Here is a 17,247-nt window from a genome sequence, read left to right as displayed (position 1 = left end):
TCACTCCGCTGCTCCCCTCGCGAGATCGCCGACCGCGGGCGTCGGGCCCCCGCCGGTGTAAGTGACCCGCCACAGCGCCGACTTGGCGTCCGAGGTGAAGAAACCCCGGCCGTAGTCGAGGACGTACAGCGCGCCGTCGGGACCGAACTTCCAGTCCATGAGGTTCTTGATGCCGTCGTTCCCGATCGGCACGATCTTCTTCAACGACTCGGAGTGGACGGGCAGTCCGCCGTCGCCCTGGGTCTTCGGATCCATGAGCACCGCGTTGCGCGGCTGGTCGGCGTCGTAGAAGTCGCCCACGAACCACTTGCCGTCCCAGTAGGCCGGCCACTTGGTCGTGCTCGCGCTCGCCGCGTCGTAGCGGTACACCGGACCGTTCATCGCGGCCTGGCCGCCGCCCTTCAGCCACGGCAGCAGGTAGGTGCTCTCCGCCTGCTTGTAGGACGGAATGCCGTTCGCGTCGCGCGGGAAGTCCGGGGCGCCGCCCTGGGGCGAGTACCAGATGTTGTTGCCGGTGACCGGCGGCAGGTTGACCAGACCGTCGTTGTTCGGCGACTCGTTCTTCGGGTGGTCGCAGTCGTACCAGCCCAGCGGCTTCGACGGATCGGGCAGATTGCGGTCACGATAGGGCTGCTTGTTGCCCATGCAGTACGGCCAACCCCGGTTGCTCGCCTTGGTGATGACCGCGAACGTGTCGTACTTCGCCGGACCCCAGGTCGTCGAGGGCGCGCCCGCGTCCGGACCGACCCAGCCCGCGTACAGCGTGTCCGTCGTCCTGTCGACGGCGATACGGGCCGGGTTCCTGACCCCCATCACATAGATCTCACCGCGGGTCTTGCCACCGCCCTCGTCGGTCTCCTGGCCCGTGAACAGGTTGCCCTGGGGCAGTGTGTACGTGCCGTCGGCCTCCGGATGGATGCGCAGGATCTTGCCGTTGAGGTTGTTGGTGTTGCCGGCGGTGCGCCGGGCGTCGGCGAACGACACGCCCTTGTAGGCGGGTTGGGGGTTGTTGCCGGAGTAACCATCGCTGAACTGACTGGAGTTGTTGTCACCGGTGGCGATGTACAGATTGCCCTTGGAGTCCCAGGCCATCCCGCCGCCCGAGTGACAGCAACTGTGGATCTGCACCGGCCACTTGAGCAGCACCTTCTCGCTGTTCAGGTCGAGCCGGTTGGTGGCCAGGTCCAGCGTGAAGCGGGAGACGTACCGCTCGGCCATCCTGGTGTCACGGTTGATCCGCGAGTGGGGCGTGTAGTGGAGATACACCCAGCCGTTGCGCTCGAAGGACGGATCCAGCTCGATCCCGAGCAGCCCCTCCTCGACCTTGATCAGTTCGTCCCCGCCGCCCTTGTTGCCGAAGACGCTCAACTCGCCCGCCAGAGTGACCTTCTTGGTCCTCGGGTCGTAGACGTGGATCTGTCCCCTGCCCTTGCCGATGTTCGGGTTGTTCCAGTCGGTGACCACCGGCTGGGAGGAGTCGGCGCCGCCCCGGCCGATGTAGAACACCCGCCCGTCGGGCGCGGTCACCAGCCCGTGCGGCTCACCGATCTGGTCGTTCTGCCCCGCCTGGTTGGGCTGCGTCAGCCGCTCCGCCCTGTAACTGGCGTTGATGGTGGCCTTGCAGTCGGCCTGGGCCAGCCGTGTCGTCCACAGCAGCGCCCCGCGCAGATGGGTACGGAAGTCCGTCTCGTCGTACGACGACACCGTGCCGCCCATCGCGGTGTAGAAGGAGCGCCCGCCGTCGTAGTCACGGCACCAACTCACCGGGTGGTCCCAGCCGTTGGCGCTCGCACCGGGCGTGTACGTCGACTCGCGCACCCGGGCCACGGTGTGCACCTCGCCGGACGGGTTCTTCACCCAGTTCAGCCACTGGTCCGGCCGCTTCCACTGCACCGGCAGATCCTTGGTGGCCGGATGCCGACGGTCGCCGACCTCAACGGTCGCCCGTTGTACGGCCGTTGGGCTGGTCGCCGCCGGTCGGGCGCCCACCAGCCCCGTGAACCAGTCGGAGTACGGTTCCGCCCGGGCCGCGTCATGGATACCGACGAAGCCGCCGCCGGCCTCCATGTAGGTCTCCAACCCGGCCTCCTGCTCCGGGTCGAGGACGTCACCGCCCCCGGTCAGGAAGACGATCGCGTTGAAGGTCCCGAGGCGGGCCCCGTCCGTGAACACGGAGGCGTCGCCCGTGGCCTCGACCTCGTAGCGCTGTTCCACCGGGCCGGACAGCCCGATCCGCTCGATCGCCTCGATCCCGGCGTTCACGACCGGCGACTCGTCCCCGGCCGCCGCCGAACCGTGGAAGACCAGGACACGTACACCGCTGCCGCCGGGCGGCGACTTCACGGACATCGTTGTCAATGACGGGTCCGGAGCCGGCCGCGCACTCGCGGCGGGCCCCGACAGCAGCCCGGCGGTGACGACCGTGGCGGCGACGGTGGCCGCCCAGGTACGTCTCCGCCCGCTCAACCCTCGTAAGGCCATAGGTTTTTGATGCGATGTGAACCGCACGTGGTCACCCACCCCTCTTCGGTCACAGCAAACGCCAAGGAAGCTAGACCCCTTTGGGCGGCCCGCCAAGAGGAATGACCGGGATCGCACGAACTTTGTCCTGGGTGTGGATAAACGGGTGCCGGGCCGCTACCGTCTCAGCGGTTCCTCTCGTTCCCGCTGCGCATCTTCCGTACCAGGGTGGGGAGTTCGGCATGGACAGACGTGACTTCAACCGGCGGATGCTGCTCGGCGGCGCGGCCGTCGCGACATCGTTGTCGGTCGCCCCGGAGGCAGGCAGCGCGACCGCCGCAGCCGTATTACCCCCGAAGACGGCCCCCGCCGGCGGCGAGGTGCGGCACATCCAGCTGTACGCCGAGCGGCTCGCCGACGGGCAGATGGGTTACGGCTTCGCGAAGGGCACCGCGTCCGTCCCCGGCCCCCTGATCGAGCTGAACGAGGGCGACACGGCGCACATCACCCTGGAGAACACGACGGACGTGGCCGTGAGTCTGCACGTCCACGGTCTGGACTACGAGATCTCCAGCGACGGCACGAAGCTGAGCCGCAGCGAGGTCGAGCCCGGCGGCAGCCGCACCTACACCTGGCGCACCCACTCCCCGGGCCGTCGCACGGACGGCACCTGGCGGGCGGGCAGCGCCGGTTACTGGCACTACCACGACCATGTCGTCGGCACCGAACACGGCACAGGCGGCATCCGCAAGGGCCTCTACGGCCCGGTGATCGTCCGGCGCAAGGGGGACATCCTCCCGGACACGACGTACACGATCGTCTTCAACGACATGACGATCAACAACCGGCCCGGGCATCAGGGCCCCGACTTCGAGGCCACGGTGGGGGATCGCGTCGAGTTCGTGATGATCACGCACGGCGAGTACTACCACACCTTCCATATGCACGGTCATCGCTGGGCGGACAACCGCACCGGCCTGCTCACCGGCCCCGACGACCCGAGTCAGGTCCTCGACAACAAGATCGTGGGCCCGGCGGACTCCTTCGGCTTCCAGGTGATCGCGGGGGAGGGGGTCGGCGCGGGCGCGTGGATGTACCACTGCCATGTCCAGAGCCACTCGGACATGGGGATGGCGGGGCTGTTCCTGGTGAAGAAGACGGACGGGACGATTCCCGGGTACGAGCCGCACGGTGCGGCGGGCTCCGCGGGTACTGCGGGTACTGCGGGTGTTTCTGGCGGGGCGGGGGAGCAGCAGCTGTCGCACGAGCACTGACCCGGCCCGAGAGCGCTCTCATCCGGTGCCCGGCCGGGACTATCCTGATCGGCAACCCGCCGATGAGGAGCCCCGAAGTGACCGAAACCGCGTCGCGTCCCACCCTGGAGGCCGTCGCCGCACGGGCAGGGGTCTCCCGGGCCACCGCGTCGCGGGTCGTGAACGGCGGGGACGGCGTACGCGAACCCCTCGTCGAACGGGTCAGGCAGGCCGTGGAGGAACTCGGATACGTGCCCAACCAGGCGGCCCGCTCCCTGGTGACCCGGCGGCACGACGCCGTCGCCGTCGTCATCGCCGAGCCGGAGACCCGGGTCTTCGCCGACCCCTTCTTCGCCCTCCAACTCCGCGGAATCAGCAAGGAGTTGACGGCCCACGACTCCCAGCTCGTGCTGCTGCTCACCGAAGGGCGCGACGACCACTCCCGCGTCGGCCGGTATCTCGCCGGCGGGCATGTCGACGGCGCGCTCGTCTTCTCCCTGCACCTCGACGACCCACTGCCCGGCCTGGTCCAGCGCGCCGGCGTACCCACCGTGTTCGGGGGCCGGCCCGACTGGAGCGAGGGCACGCGCGACGCCGTGTACGTCGACAGCGACAACCGGGGCGGCGCCCGGGCCGCCGTCCAGCATCTCGTCGACCTCGGGCGGACGCGCATCGCGCACATCACGGGTCCCCTCGACCAGACCTCGGCGGCGGACCGGCTCGACGGGTTCCGGGAGGTCGCGCCCGACGCCGACCTGCGGCTGATCGCCGAGAGCGACTTCACGCCGGCCGGCGGGGAGCGCGCGATGCGTGAACTGTTGGACCGGCGTCCGGACTTGGACGCCGTGTTCGCCGCGAACGATCTTGCCGCGTCGGGTGCGTTGCGTGTTCTGCGTGAACGTGGGCTGGGGGTGCCGTCGGATGTTGCTGTGGTTGGCTTCGACGACATGCTGGCGGTTGCTGAGCAGACGGATCCCCCGTTGACCACGGTGCGGCAGCCCATCGAGGAGATGGGGAGGTTGATGGCGCGGCTGTTGCTGGGGGGCGGGGTGGATGCGGCGTCCAGTGTGGTGCTGCCGACGACGTTGGTTCGGCGTGACTCTGCGTAGTGCTCTGCGGGACAGGCAGGCTGTTGGCTGTCGGCCGGTGGGGGCTTGTCGCGCAGTTCCCCGCGCCCCTTTGGGGCGCGCCCTTGGGCGCCCTCCTTACATCTGCGTCGGCACGCTCTTGATCACCGCGAACCGCGCTCCGTACGGGTCCGTCAGCTTGGCGATGGTGCCTACGCTCGCCACCTCCGTGGCCGGCATGCGGACCTGGCCGCCGAGTTCCTGGGCCTTGGCGACGGTCGCACCGGCGTCGGGGACCTCGAAGTACGGGAGCCAGTACGGGGTGGTCTCCGTGCCGGTCGGGTCGTCGGCGATGTCGATGACGCCGCCGAACATCGCGTCCTCCCCGGCGCCCGCCGGGTTCACGCAGGTGTACGAGCCGCCCGGGAACTGCACCCCCGACGTCTCCAGGCCCAGCACCTTGCCGTAGAACGCGGCGGCCTTGGGCACGTCATGCGTGTACAGCTCCACCCAGCACAGGGACCCGGGCTCGCCGGTCACTTCGAGGCCCTTGATCCGGGCGGGCTGCCAGAGGCCGAAGACCGCGCCTGCGCTATCGGTGAGGACGGCCATCCGGCCCGCGTCCATCACGTCCATGGCCGGCATCGGCGCGGCGCCCCCGGCCTGCTCGGCGGCCTTGACGGTGGCGTCGACGTCCGAGGTCTGGAAGGACACCGTCCAGGACGGCGCACCCCCCTGCTCCTCGGTCATCTGCATACCGCCCCCGGCGGTCCTCCCGCCCAGCTGGAAGAAGCCGTACCCGCCGGCCTCGGGGCCCGCCGACCGGAAGTCCCAGCCGAAGAGCGCACGGTAGAAGGCGGTGGCGCCCTCGATGTCGGGGGTGCCGAGATCGATCCAGTTGGGAGCGCCGGTCACGAAACGGGTGGTGAGCATCATTGCCCTCCTCTGTGGGGCCCGCCCTCGTGCGGAGCCCCCGTTGCCTGCTCTGCCGAGTCTTGCACCGCCCACTGACAATCGCTGCCGGAGTGCCGCAGCGGGCGGCAGGCATTGGAGGTGGTCACCCTGAGTGAGGACGAAGGCGCGCCTTGTTCCAACACGTTCCGCGCGCCGCCGTGCGCTCGCGCATCCGGCGGGAGCATGATCGTGCGACCGGCGGGATGCCGGGGCCGCGCGACGGACGGCCCCGGTGTCCGGCGTTGATCGGACGTTGAGCGAACGTTTTTCACCGTCCGGCACGATCTCGTGCATGCACTACGAGACGATCACCCCGATGGACAGCGCCTGGCAGGCGCAGGCCCTGTGCGCGGAGACCGGGGCCGACTTCTTCTTCCCCGAGCCGGGCAGCTCGGTGCGCGAGGCGAAGCGCATCTGCGGGATGTGCGAGATGCGCCCCGCCTGCCTGGAGTACGCGCTCACCAACGACGAACGGTTCGGGGTCTGGGGCGGCCTCTCCGAGAAGGAGCGGCTCCACCTCCGGCGCACCTCGCCCACCTCCCACTGACTTCCCGCCCACCTCCCGCCGGCCTCTCGGACGGCAATTCCCGTACGCCGACCGCTGCCGAGCGGGCACAATCCAGCTCATGCTCCGTACCCCGCACCAGCAGGTCGACAGTCTGCTGAACGCTCTCGACCCGCTTCCGTATCCGCAGCGCATGCGCGAACTCGCCGCACGCGCACGGGAGTTCGCGCCGTTGCGACAGGTGTTGACGGAGCTGGAGGAACGCGGGTCGTACGGACGTGACCTGGCGATCGTCGCCGCGGCCGTCGGGCGCGACGCCGAATGGATCGCGGACCGGATCGCCGATCCCGACCCCTTTGTGCGCGGCCATGCCCTTCAGGTCGCCGACAGCCTCCAAGTCCCCGACTCCGCCTACGAGTCGGGACTCACCGACGCCTCCGAGACGGTACGCCGGGATCTGCTGCGCGCGATCGTCGCGGGCGGGCGCACCGCACTCGCCGACCGGCTGCTCGACGGAGTACGGCAGGACTGGGGAGACGCCGAGGCGGCACGACTGCTGCCCGGCTGTTCGACGGAGACGGTGGCGCGGCTGCTCCCCGAGATGTTCCACGCCTTCGACGGCTCCCGGGCGCTCGCCCGACGCCATCCCGACCTCCTGCTCGACGTGTTGGAACGGGAGTTGGCCGAACTGCCGACCGCGCTGTACGACTCCTGGTGGGAGCCCTTCGGCGGAGCCGTGGCCGCCGTCGCACCGCACGATCCGCTGCGCGTCCTCGGCTTCCTGGAACGACGGCCGCCCAGGGTGTTCCCCCGTCAACTCGCCTCCCGCATGGGCCTGTTCGCCGCCGTGGCCCCCGAGCGCGTCCTGCGCCTGCTCGGCACGCCCGGCTGGGCCGGTGTGGGTGTGCGCTCGCTGAACACCTCCGCGCTGCGCACACTGGCCCGCTCCGGAGCCCCCGAACTCATCGCCTACGGCAGGGTGTTGGCGGCTTCCGGAGACCTCCCGGTGCTGCTCGCCGCCATGCCGCCCGGCCGGCGCCATGCCTTCCTCACGGCCGTGCAGGAGGGGCGGGGTACGGCTTCCGCCACCGTCGACCACGCCGTCCTGGCGGCGCTGCCGCGCACCCACGCACCCGACGAGGCCCGTCGGACGGCCGCCGCCGCCCGTGAGCGGGGCGCCGCCTGGCACGCCGTACTCCTCGTCGAATCGTTCCTGCCCGTCGACGAGGCACGCCCCGCGCTCATCGACGCCACCCGCCGCCCCGCCGCCGAAGACCGCGCCCTGGCCTGGCCGTTGCTGATCCGCAACGCCGAGCGCTCCGCCGACCCGGACGCCGTCACCGCCGTGCTGTCGGACATGGGACGGCTGCGTAACGAGCAGGACCCCGTTCGCTCGGCCGCGTTGGGGGCGCTGGTCGACGTTCGCGCGGCGCTGTTCACCGAGGACGCCGAACCGCACCTCGACCGGATCACGGCCGACGCCGTGGAGGCCCGGGACTCCTCCGCCGTCACCCGGCAGCGGCTCAGCACCCTCGCCCTCGGGGTGCTGCGCGAGCACGCGGCGGGCGGGCCGAGGGAGTTGGTGAACTGGGCGCTGCGCACCCTGGTCCGCATCACCGGCCACACCGGCACGGCCGACCTCGGCCGTCTCGACCGGACGCTCCCGCGCGGCCAGGAACACCGTGTGTACGAGGCGCTGCGACCCTGGATCGAGGCGGGCGCCGAAAAGGCCGACTACAGCCTCGTGTTCGCCCTCACCCGGGCCGTCGGACGTCGCGCCGCCGGTATGCCCGAACTCCAGGACCTGCTCTGGCAGGCGATCCGCTACGGCGGCAAGGACGCGACCGTACGCACGGCGATCGACCTCTGGCTGGAGCCCCACGCCACCCGCGACGAACGCGTCGCGCGCATCCTGGCCCACGAACCCTCCGCCGGAGCACTGCCGTCGGTGTGGCGCGTCCTCGCCCACCGCCGCACCGATCTGCTCGATCCGTTCCTCGCCGAGACCCCGCCGTACGGCCGCTTCCTGCCGAAGCGCGAACCCTGGACCGCACCGGGTCACGATGGCGTCCGACGCTGGCGGCCCCGCCAGCAGCAGGAGTTGGTACGGCAGTTGGCGGATGTCGCCGACGACTCCGCGCTGCCGCTGTACCGTCGGGTCGGCGCGATCCAACAGGCCGCGTACGTCCCGGAGTTCGGCGCCGCGCTCGTCCGCCAGTGGACCGGGTCCGGGGACGTCGTCCTCGCCGAGGCGGCCCTCGCCGCGCTCTCCCGGACCGACCGGCCGCACGAGGCGCTGCCCGAACTGCTCGCGCACGCGGGCGGCGACCGGGCCCGCGTCGCCGTATACGCGGCCACCCGCGCCTCCCGCTCCGCGCCGCCGTCGCTGCTGGCCGGACAACTGGCGGAGGTGCTGCGCGCGCCGGACGTCAAGGTGACCAGCCGCAAGGAGGCTGTCCGGCTGGCCGCGACCCGTCTCCCGGCCCGGTCGGCCGCGACGCTGCTCTGCGAGACGTACGGGCGGCCCGGCGCCCACCGTGACGTCCGTACCGCGTGTGTGGCCTTCGCGGGCGCGCTGGTCGCACACGAGCCGGTCTGGGAGGTGCTGCGCGACGCGGCCGGCGCCGAGCCGGTGCTGCGCCGGGCCGTGCTGCGGGTCCGCCCCCTCGACCTGCCCGAACCCCACCGCGAGCGCTACGCCCACCTCGTGCACGCCGTGTGCGCCACCGACGACCCCGAGACCGCGGCCCTCGCCCTGGGCGCCCTGGCCCACTGGACGCCCTGGTCGCCGGACGCGCCCGCGGTGCTGGTCCGGGCCGCGACCGACCTCGACGACCGGACGAACTGGCAGGTGGCGGCCAGAGGCCTGGTGACCGTCGCAGAGGGCTCCCCGCAGGGCGCCCACTGGCTCCTGGAGGCCCTGCGGACCCTCGCCGAGCACCCGGCGGCCGACGACGCGGACCTGGACGCGGGGGAGCGGCGCGACCGTCCGGCCCGCCGGCGTGTGGAGTACCTCGTCTCCTGCCTCGTCCAGCACGGCAGGCCGGCCACCGAAGCAGCCCGGCCCGCCGCCCTCGCCGCGAGCGAGCTGCTCGCCGGGTACGACACCCACGTACCGCAGGCCGCAACCCTGGCGGCGCACCACCTGGACCTCGACGCACAGCCGCCCCACCTCGGCCGGCTGGCCGCGCTCACCGCGGGTCGCCCCGCCCTCGCCGTCCGCACCGCCGCCGAACTCGGCGCACGCCTGGAGAGCCGGGAACAGGAGGGCGACCCCGAGGCCCTGCTGGCCGAGGCCGGCCGTCTGACCACCCACGGAGGCCATACCGAGGGCCTGCTCGCGGTCGCCGTCACCGGAGCACTCGGCAACCGCACGAACTGGTCCGCACCCTGGCGCGAGCGCCTGACAGCACTGCGCCGCCACCCCGAGGCCGACGTGCGGGACGCGGCGCTGGATGAGGTGACGGCGTACGAGTGAGTCTTCGCGGGGGCTGTGATGCCGGCGGCTCCGCTGCGGGCCTCCGGCGGTCAAGCAGGCCCGGGCCGGGGTCACCGGTGTTCGTGGTGGCCGTCGTCGGCGCGGCGGGCGGCCGTACGGACTGGGCGGGGCCGTGGCGCGAGTGTCTGGCAGCTCTGCGCCGCCACCTGGAGGCTGATGTGCGGGATGCGGCGCTGGATGAGGTGACGGCGTACGAGTGAGTTTTCCCGGGGGTTGTGATGCCGGCGGCTCCGCTGCGGGCCTCCGGCGGGCAAGCGGGCCCGCCGGAGGCCCGCGAGTGCTGGGCGCCCGTAGCGCCTTGGCGCGAGGGCCTGGCAGCACTGCGCCGTCACCCCGAGGCCGACGTGCGGGACGCGGCGCTGGATGAGGTGACGGCGTACGAGTGAGTCTTCGCGTTGGGCGACCGCCGGACTCCCAGCAGAAAAGCGGGTCGGTCGGGATCACCTGTGCCGGGGCAGGTCAGCCGGCGGCGCGGGCCGCCATGCGGGCCTTGCGGGCCGCGAGCTTCTCGTCGAACTTCGAGGCCTCCGAGTCCAGGCCGCCCATGAACATGCCCAGCTCCTCCTGCGCCTGGAGGCCCTCGGGGCCCAGGTCGCTCATGTCCATGACCTTCAGGTGGCGCAGGACCGGCTGGAGGACGTCGTCGTGGTGGATGCGCATGTTGTAGACCTCGCCGATCGCCATCTGCGCGGCGGCCCGCTCGAAGCCGGGCATGCCGTGACCGGGCATCCGGAAGTTGACGATCACGTCCCGGACGGCCTGCATGGTCAGGTCGGGCGCGAGGTCGAAGGCGGCCTTCAGGAGGTTGCGGTAGAAGACCATGTGCAGGTTCTCGTCGGTCGCGATGCGGGCCAGCATGCGGTCGCAGACCGGGTCGCCGGACTGGTGGCCGGTGTTGCGGTGCGAGACGCGGGTGGCCAGCTCCTGGAAGGCCACGTACGCCACCGAGTGCAGCATCGAGTGCCGGTTGTCCGACTCGAAGCCCTCTGCCATGTGGGCCATCCGGAAGGCTTCCAGCTTGTCCGGGTCGACCGCGCGCGAGGCGAGCAGGTAGTCGCGCATCACGATGCCGTGCCGGCCCTCCTCGGCCGTCCAGCGGTGCACCCAGGTGCCCCAGGCGCCGTCGCGGCCGAACAGGCTGGCGATCTCGTGGTGGTAGCTGGGGAGGTTGTCCTCGGTGAGGAGGTTGACGACCAGGGCGATCCGGCCCAGCTCGGTGACCTTGGACTGCTCCTTGCCCCAGGCCTCGCCGTCCTCGAAGAAACCGGGGAAGTTGCGGGCGTCGCTCCACGGCACGTACTCGTGCGGCATCCAGTCCTTGGCGACCTTCAGATGCCGGTTGAGTTCCGTCTCGACCACTTCTTCCAGGGCGAACAGCAGCCGGGCGTCGGTCCAGGCGCCGGACGGACTGCCGAGGTGCGGAGAAGTGATCGTCATGAATGCTCCAGAATGACGTGCGAGCGGAACGCGCGGACTGCCGGGGACTTTCGGGAACTCAACCTACGGCATCGTAGGCTACGTTCCCGTAGGTTACGACACCGTAGGTTAAGGGTGTTGTAAAGACCGCTGATCAGCGGGTACGCGCCGATGCGTGCCGAGGACGCGCCACGGCCCCGGACCCGCAGGCCAGGGCCGAACGGGTACCCCGATCGCCCGGTCAGATGTACAGGTCGCGCAGTCTCACCGAGAGGCATGTCACACAGCCCTCGAGCTTCTCGAACTCGCTGATGTCGACGACCACCGGCTCGTGGCCGAGGTCGGCGAGCAGCTCGGCCGTCTTCGGCGCGCTCGCCGCCATCAGCAGCTTTCCGCCGCCCAGCAGCACCACGTGCGCCCCCGACTCCTCCGGCACCGGCAGGAAGCGCGGGAAGAGGGACGGGGTGTCCACCAGCGGCGGGTACCCGATCACGGTCCCGTCCGGCAGCGCCGTGACCGCCGACTTCAGATGCAGCACCTTGCTCACCGGTACGGCGACGACCCGGGCGCCGAGCGGTTCGAACACGGCCTTGAGCTGCTGCACCCCGGCGGCGTTCGTCCGCCCGCCCCGCCCGACGTAGAGGGTGTCGCCGATCTTGAGGACGTCGCCGCCCTCCAGCGTGCCCGGCTCCCAGACCCAGTTCACGGAGCAGCCGAGGCGGGCCACCGCCTCCTCGACGCCGCCGGTCTCGCCGCGCCGGGACGCGGCGCCGGGCCGGGCGATCAGCGCGACGTTCCGGTGGACGACCACCGCGTCCTCGACGAACACCGAGTCCGGGCAGTCGTCCGCCGGATCGACCTCGACGGTCTCCCAGCCGTGCGTGCGCAGGGCTTCCGCGTACGCCTCCCACTGCCGTGCGGCGAGGTCCGCGTCGACCTCCTCGCGCTCGATGTGCGTGACGAGGCCTTCGGCCAGGCGTGGGCTGGGGCGACGTATGAGGGCCTTCTTGCTGGGCACGGGCGGAACTCCGAATCGCAGGGGGCGTCCGCGCACATCATGCAGGGCGGGTCGGCGCGGACAAAAGCCCCGGAGGTCAGAACGGGGCCCGCACGTCCGCCCAGGACTCTCGCGTCACCCCACCTCCTCCGGGCCGATCTCCCTCAGTTCGCCGTCCAGGAGCAGCCATCGGGTGATCCCGATCGACTCCAGGAACGGCAGGTCGTGGCTGGCGACGATCAGCGCGCCCTCGTACGACTCCAGGGCCGTCGTGAGCTGTCGGGCGCTCGCCATGTCCAGGTTGTTGGTCGGCTCGTCCAGCATCAGCAGCTGGGGTGCGGGCTCGGCCAGCATCAGGGCGGCCAGGGCGGCGCGGAAGCGTTCACCGCCCGACAGGGTCCCCGCCGGCTGGTCGGCGCGGGCGCCCCGGAACAGGAAGCGGGCCAGCCGGGCACGGACCCGGTTGTTGGTGGCGGCGGGCGAGAACCGGGCCACGTTCTCGGCGACGGTCAGCTCGTCGTCGAGAACGTCGAGCCGCTGCGGCAGAAAACGCAGCGGCACGTGCGCGCGTGCCTCTCCGGAGACCGGGGCCAGGTCCCCGGAGACCGTCCGCAGCAGGGTCGTCTTGCCCGCGCCGTTGCGCCCGATCAGCGCGACCCGCTCGGGCCCGCGCAGATCGAACGAGCCCACGCTCGCTCCGTACGCCAACTCCAGGTCCAGGAGCGTGAGTACGGTACGGCCCGGAGGCACGGCCGTGTACGGCAGGTCGACGCGGATCTCGTCGTCGTCCCGTACGGCGTCCACTGCCTCGTCGAGCCGTTCCTTGGCGCCGGCGAGCCGCTCCTCGTGCATGATGCGGTGCTTGCCCGCCGACTCCTGGGCGGACCGTTTGCGCGCCCCCATGACGATCTTCGGCTCGCGCTTCTGCTCGGCCATCTTCTGCCCGTACTTCTTGCGGCGGGCCAACTTGACCTGTGCGTCGGCCAGTTCGCGCTTCTGCTTCTTCAGGTCGGCCTCGGCGACGCGCACCATCCGCTCGGCCGCCTCCTGTTCGGTGGCGAGCACCTCCTCGTACGCCGAGAAGTTGCCGCCGTACCAGGTGACCTCGCCGGAGCGCAGATCGGCGATCTGGTCGACCAGGTCCAGGAGTTCACGGTCGTGGCTGACGACGACCATCACCCCGGGCCAGGACGAGACGGCCGTGTAGAGGCGTCGACGCGCGTACAGATCCAGGTTGTTGGTCGGCTCGTCCAGCAGGAGGACGTCCGGACGGTCGAGGAGCAGTGCGGCCAGTCGCAGCAGGACCGACTCGCCGCCGGAGATCTCGCCGATCGTGCGGTCCAACTCGATGTGGCCGAGCCCGAGTTCGCCGAGCGTGACAAGGGCGCGCTCTTCTACGTCCCAGTCGTCGCCGATCGTCTCGAAGTGCCCCTCGGACACGTCACCCGCCTCGATCGCGTGCAGCGCGGCCCGCTTGGCGGAGATGTCGAGGGCCTCGTCGACGCGCAGGGCGGTGTCGAGGGTGACGTTCTGCGGGAGGTAGCCGATCTCGCCCGCGACACGGACGATGCCGTCGACGGGGCGGAGCTGACCGGCGATCAGCTTCAACAGGGTTGATTTTCCTGAGCCGTTGACGCCGACGAGTCCGGTGCGGCCGGGGCCGACGGCTACGTCGAGGCCTTCGAAGACGGGGGTGCCGTCGGGCCAGGCGAAGGACAGGGAGGTGACGGCGATGGAGGTGGTGGCGGACATACGGCCTCGCGGTTGCTTGATGGGGTCTGGGCAAGCGCGTATCGAGACACCGACGGGCGGCGGGCGGGAGTGTCCGGGTGACACGAGAAAGGCCCTGCTCCGGAGGGAGGCACGGACGGCTCGAACACCGAGGTCGCACGCTGCGCGGACACACCACTGGAGGGTGTGGGGCGCGGTGTCTCAGGACCTCAGTAGAGCAACGTCCTTCTCCAATCGACGGCAACAGGACCGCTGTCAGCGTAGGAAGAGGCGTTTCAGGCTGTCAAAGGATTAAACGCATCGAGCGGGGCTGTCACAGGGCGTCGCGCATCAGCTCCGCCAGGTCGTGGTCCAGGTCGGTCTGGAGGTGCTCCAGGCCGACGGGCACCAGCTCGGTCGTGGACGCCAGGAAGCGCCGCAGCTCGCCCGAGCGGACATGGACGACCGCGGTGCCCTCGGGGGCGTGGAACTCCAGGACCGTACGGTCGTAGCCGTACGGCCGCACCCGGACGTCGCCGTGGCCCTGCGGCTCCCGCATGCCGTCGGAGAGGAGTTCGCGGGCGAACGTCCAGCAGACCTCCACGCCCTCCAGCGTGGCCGGCGCGGGGAAGGTCATCCGGACCGCGAACGGGTCGCTGCGGTCGTAGGTGAGCGTTGCGGGAATGCTCGGCATCCGCGGTGCGGCGGCGACGAGACGGGCTTCTACGAGTTGTTCGATGACGGTGGTGGACAACGCCTGCTCCCTTGTGACGGTTGGCCGGACTCCTGGATGGAACGGGCCGCACACTGAAGGAGACGCCGGAATGAGCCAATCAGTGCACCTGAATTTCTAGTGACCTCTGTCACCGAGTTCATTCCCTGCTACTTTCGCCCGCCATGAGGATCTTGAGCGCGAAGCGACAGCCGGGACGGACGATACGGGCGAGCCGGACGAAGCGGGCCGTGGTGGCGGGTGCGTACGCGGCGGCACTCGCCGCCGTCGCCGCCGGACTGGCCGCCCCCGCACAGGCGTACGAGGCGACCGGAGCCGTCTCCGGGCACCGGGCGCCGCACTGGGCGCCGAAGGACAGCGGCGCCGCCGACGTGCGGTTCCGCGGACTGTCCGCCGTCAGCCGGAACACCGCCTGGGTCGCCGGCACGGCGGGCACCGTACTGCGCACCACCGACGGCGGGGCGAGCTGGCGGAACGTCTCTCCGCCGGGCGCGGCCGAACTCCAGTTCCGGGACATCGAGGCGTTCGACGCGCGGCGGGCCGTGGTCCTGGCCATCGGCGAGGGCGAGGCCTCCCGGGTCTACCGCACCGACGACGGCGGTGAGACCTGGACCGAGTCCTTCCGCAACACCGACGCCAAGGCCTTCTACGACTGCCTCACCTTCTTCGACCCCCGCCACGGCCTCGCGATGAGCGACCCGGTCGACGGCAGGTTCCGCATCCTCTCCACCAGCGACGGCGGACGCTCCTGGAAGGTGCTCCCCGACGACGGCATGCCGGCCGCGCTGGAGGGCGAGGCGGGCTTCGCGGCGAGCGGGCAGTGCCTGGTCAGCTCGGGGCCGCGCGATGTCTGGCTGGCCACGGGCGGGGGTGCACGCGCGCGTGTGCTGCACTCCGCGGACCGGGGGCTCACCTGGACGGCGTCCGACACACCGATCCCGGCGGGCGACGGGGCGCGCGGTGTCTTCGCGCTCGCCTTCCGCGACCGTACGCACGGACTCGCCGTCGGCGGCGACTACCGCGCCGACCAGGCCTCCCCGCGCGCGGGAGCGGTCACCACGGACGGCGGCCGTACCTGGACCACCGCGGCCACGCCCCCGCCCGCCTACCGCTCCGGCGTCGCCTGGCTCCCGCACAGCCGCACGGCCGCGCTGGCGGTCGGCCCGACCGGCACCGACCTCACCACGGACGCCGGGCGCACCTGGAAGACCGTCGACACGGGCTCGTACGACACCGTGGACTGCACCCCCGACCTGGGCTGCTGGGCCGCCGGGGAGAAGGGGCGCGTGGCCCGGCTCGAATCATGAGGCCTGGGTACCCGTTCACCGACCCGAGCGAAGGGAGTGAACGGCCATGCCACGCGGTGCGAGCCCCAAGCGGGAACGCCAGTACGAACACATCAAGGAGAGCGCGCTCGACCGGGGCGAGAGCGAGAAGCGCGCCGAGGAGATCGCCGCGCGGACCGTCAACAAGGAACGCGCCCGCGCCGGCGAGTCGAAGACCGCCAGCCGTACGTCCGTCCAGGACATGTCGTCCGCCGAGCGCGGCGGTCGGCGCTCGCACAAGGGCGCCCAGGGACCGACGTACGACCAGCTCTACGAGGAGGCCAGGCGGCGGAACGTGCACGGCCGCTCGGACATGAACAAGGAGCAGCTGAAGCGGGCCCTCGGCGGCAAGTGACCTCCCGCGCGCGCGGGTCGTACGCTCGTCGTCATCATGGAGATGACGACGAGCGTGCCCGTTCCGGCGGACTGGCCCACGACCGAGGCGGACGCCCGCGCGGTCCAGGACGAGCTGCGGCTGCGGGTGGTGCTCGACGAGCCGGGACCGCCGGCCGGGACGGGACACGTCACGGGTGTCGACGTCGCCTACGACGACGAACGGGACCTCGTCGTGGCCGCCGCGGTCGTCCTGGACGCGGCGAGCCTCGACGTCGTCGCCGAGGCCACGGCCGTCGGACGGGTCCCCTTCCCGTACGTGCCCGGATTGCTCGCGTTCCGTGAGATCCCGGCCGTCCTGGCCGCCCTGGAGGCGCTGCCCGTACCGCCCGGCCTCGTCGTCTGCGACGGCTACGGCCTGGCCCATCCGCGCCGCTTCGGCCTCGCCAGCCACCTCGGCGTCCTCACCGGGCTCCCGACGATCGGCGTCGCGAAGAACCCGTTCACCTTCTCGTACGAGGAGCCGGGCGCCCCGCGCGGATCGGCGGCCCCGCTCCTGGCGGGCCCCGAGGAGGTCGGCCGCGCCCTGCGCACCCGGGAGGCCGTCAAGCCGGTGTTCGTCTCGGTCGGTCACCGCATGACCCTCGACACGGCCTGCGCCCACGTCCTGGCGCTCACCCCGGACTACCGCCTCCCGGAGACGACCCGCCGGGCGGACGCCCTGTGCCGGCGGGCACTGAAGGAAGCCGCCGGTGACGGACTCGAATGATCATCTGAGTATGTGTTCTGAGTATCTGTACGGATGTCGGTGGGCCGGAGCTGTCGGCAGGCTGTGTCCATGACCACGCACCGCGCCCCGAAGCCCGCCGCCAGCCCCGCCCAGCCCGTCGAGCGGGCCGTCACGGCCGCGCTGATCGTCGCCGTACTGGCGGGACTCGCCTGGATCTTCGGCATGATCTACACGGTCACGGGCTGGGCCCAGTGACCCTCTGACG

At 71.3% G+C, this 17,247-nt stretch carries 16 protein-coding genes; 10 read left to right on the top strand and 6 right to left on the bottom strand.

All coding sequences use genetic code 11. The annotated features are described in order from the left end of the window. Positions 1-2,481 carry a ThuA domain-containing protein gene (locus tag OG787_RS05980; protein WP_369031027.1) on the bottom strand — a complete coding sequence of 827 codons (2,481 nt, stop codon included), beginning with the start codon at positions 2,479-2,481 and terminating at the stop codon, positions 1-3. 221 nt (positions 2,482-2,702) lie between these two features. On the opposite strand from OG787_RS05980, the gene OG787_RS05975 reads away from it, so the two are divergent. Then, on the top strand, positions 2,703-3,734 hold the full coding sequence (locus OG787_RS05975) for a multicopper oxidase domain-containing protein (protein WP_405534487.1): 1,032 nt from the start codon (positions 2,703-2,705) through the stop codon (positions 3,732-3,734). Positions 3,735-3,811: 77 nt separating this feature from the next. Then, on the top strand, positions 3,812-4,822 hold the full coding sequence (locus OG787_RS05970) for a LacI family DNA-binding transcriptional regulator (protein ID WP_405534486.1): 1,011 nt from the start codon (positions 3,812-3,814) through the stop codon (positions 4,820-4,822). Between the two features lie 96 nt (positions 4,823-4,918). Here the strand turns inward: OG787_RS05970 and OG787_RS05965 are convergent, their stop codons facing one another. After that, positions 4,919-5,713 carry a VOC family protein gene (locus OG787_RS05965; RefSeq protein ID WP_405534485.1) on the bottom strand — a complete coding sequence of 265 codons (795 nt, stop codon included), beginning with the start codon at positions 5,711-5,713 and terminating at the stop codon, positions 4,919-4,921. 313 nt (positions 5,714-6,026) lie between these two features. On the opposite strand from OG787_RS05965, the gene OG787_RS05960 reads away from it, so the two are divergent. The 4 genes from OG787_RS05960 (at position 6,027) to OG787_RS05945 (ending at position 10,124) form a co-directional block, all read left to right on the top strand. After that, on the top strand, positions 6,027-6,281 hold the full coding sequence (locus tag OG787_RS05960) for a WhiB family transcriptional regulator (protein ID WP_405534484.1): 255 nt from the start codon (positions 6,027-6,029) through the stop codon (positions 6,279-6,281). Between the two features lie 79 nt (positions 6,282-6,360). Further along, positions 6,361-9,717, top strand: a complete 3,357-nt coding sequence (locus tag OG787_RS05955) for a hypothetical protein (RefSeq protein ID WP_405534483.1) — start codon at positions 6,361-6,363, stop codon at positions 9,715-9,717. Positions 9,718-9,794: 77 nt separating this feature from the next. Beyond that, the gene (locus tag OG787_RS05950; RefSeq protein WP_405534482.1) at positions 9,795-9,938 is read left to right on the top strand and encodes a hypothetical protein; all 144 of its coding nucleotides are present in this window, start codon (positions 9,795-9,797) and stop codon (positions 9,936-9,938) included. Positions 9,939-9,956: 18 nt separating this feature from the next. After that, positions 9,957-10,124, top strand: coding sequence for a hypothetical protein (locus tag OG787_RS05945; RefSeq protein WP_405534481.1), 168 nt, complete (start codon positions 9,957-9,959; stop codon positions 10,122-10,124). Positions 10,125-10,197: 73 nt separating this feature from the next. Here the strand turns inward: OG787_RS05945 and OG787_RS05940 are convergent, their stop codons facing one another. The 4 genes from OG787_RS05940 to OG787_RS05925 all read right to left on the bottom strand — a co-directional run bounded on the left by OG787_RS05940 (position 10,198) and on the right by OG787_RS05925 (position 14,555). Then, a complete protein-coding gene (locus tag OG787_RS05940) occupies positions 10,198-11,175 on the bottom strand; it encodes an acyl-ACP desaturase (RefSeq protein ID WP_369031020.1) in 978 nt (325 codons plus the stop codon). Between the two features lie 220 nt (positions 11,176-11,395). Then, entirely contained in the window at positions 11,396-12,172 is a 777-nt protein-coding gene (gene ddaH / locus OG787_RS05935) for a dimethylargininase (protein WP_369031019.1), read from the bottom strand. A 114-nt stretch (positions 12,173-12,286) separates the two neighbouring features. After that, positions 12,287-13,903, bottom strand: coding sequence for an ABC-F family ATP-binding cassette domain-containing protein (locus tag OG787_RS05930; protein ID WP_405534480.1), 1,617 nt, complete (start codon positions 13,901-13,903; stop codon positions 12,287-12,289). A 292-nt stretch (positions 13,904-14,195) separates the two neighbouring features. After that, positions 14,196-14,555: an SsgA family sporulation/cell division regulator gene (locus OG787_RS05925; protein ID WP_369031044.1), complete on the bottom strand. Its 360-nt coding sequence runs from the start codon at positions 14,553-14,555 to the stop codon at positions 14,196-14,198. 203 nt (positions 14,556-14,758) lie between these two features. Here OG787_RS05925 and OG787_RS05920 point away from each other — a divergent pair, with 203 nt between their 5' ends. From OG787_RS05920 to mmpA, 4 genes are all read left to right on the top strand, one after another. Then, entirely contained in the window at positions 14,759-15,901 is a 1,143-nt protein-coding gene (locus OG787_RS05920; protein ID WP_405534479.1) for a WD40/YVTN/BNR-like repeat-containing protein, read from the top strand. Positions 15,902-15,947: 46 nt separating this feature from the next. Continuing rightward, complete coding sequence (locus tag OG787_RS05915; RefSeq protein ID WP_405534478.1) at positions 15,948-16,274, top strand: plasmid stabilization protein; 327 nt, start codon at positions 15,948-15,950, stop codon at positions 16,272-16,274. Between the two features lie 36 nt (positions 16,275-16,310). After that, on the top strand, positions 16,311-17,021 hold the full coding sequence (locus OG787_RS05910; RefSeq protein ID WP_405534477.1) for an endonuclease V: 711 nt from the start codon (positions 16,311-16,313) through the stop codon (positions 17,019-17,021). Positions 17,022-17,090: 69 nt separating this feature from the next. Continuing rightward, positions 17,091-17,237 carry a morphogenic membrane protein MmpA gene (mmpA, locus tag OG787_RS05905; RefSeq protein WP_369031014.1) on the top strand — a complete coding sequence of 49 codons (147 nt, stop codon included), beginning with the start codon at positions 17,091-17,093 and terminating at the stop codon, positions 17,235-17,237. The last annotated feature ends 10 nt before the right edge of the window (positions 17,238-17,247 follow it).

Source organism: Streptomyces sp. NBC_00075 (assembly GCF_045041225.1).
Taxonomy (GTDB): Bacteria; Actinomycetota; Actinomycetes; order Streptomycetales; family Streptomycetaceae; genus Streptomyces; species Streptomyces adonidis.
Note: the sequence above shows the minus strand (reverse complement) of the source record. Positions and strands in the feature narration are given on the sequence as shown.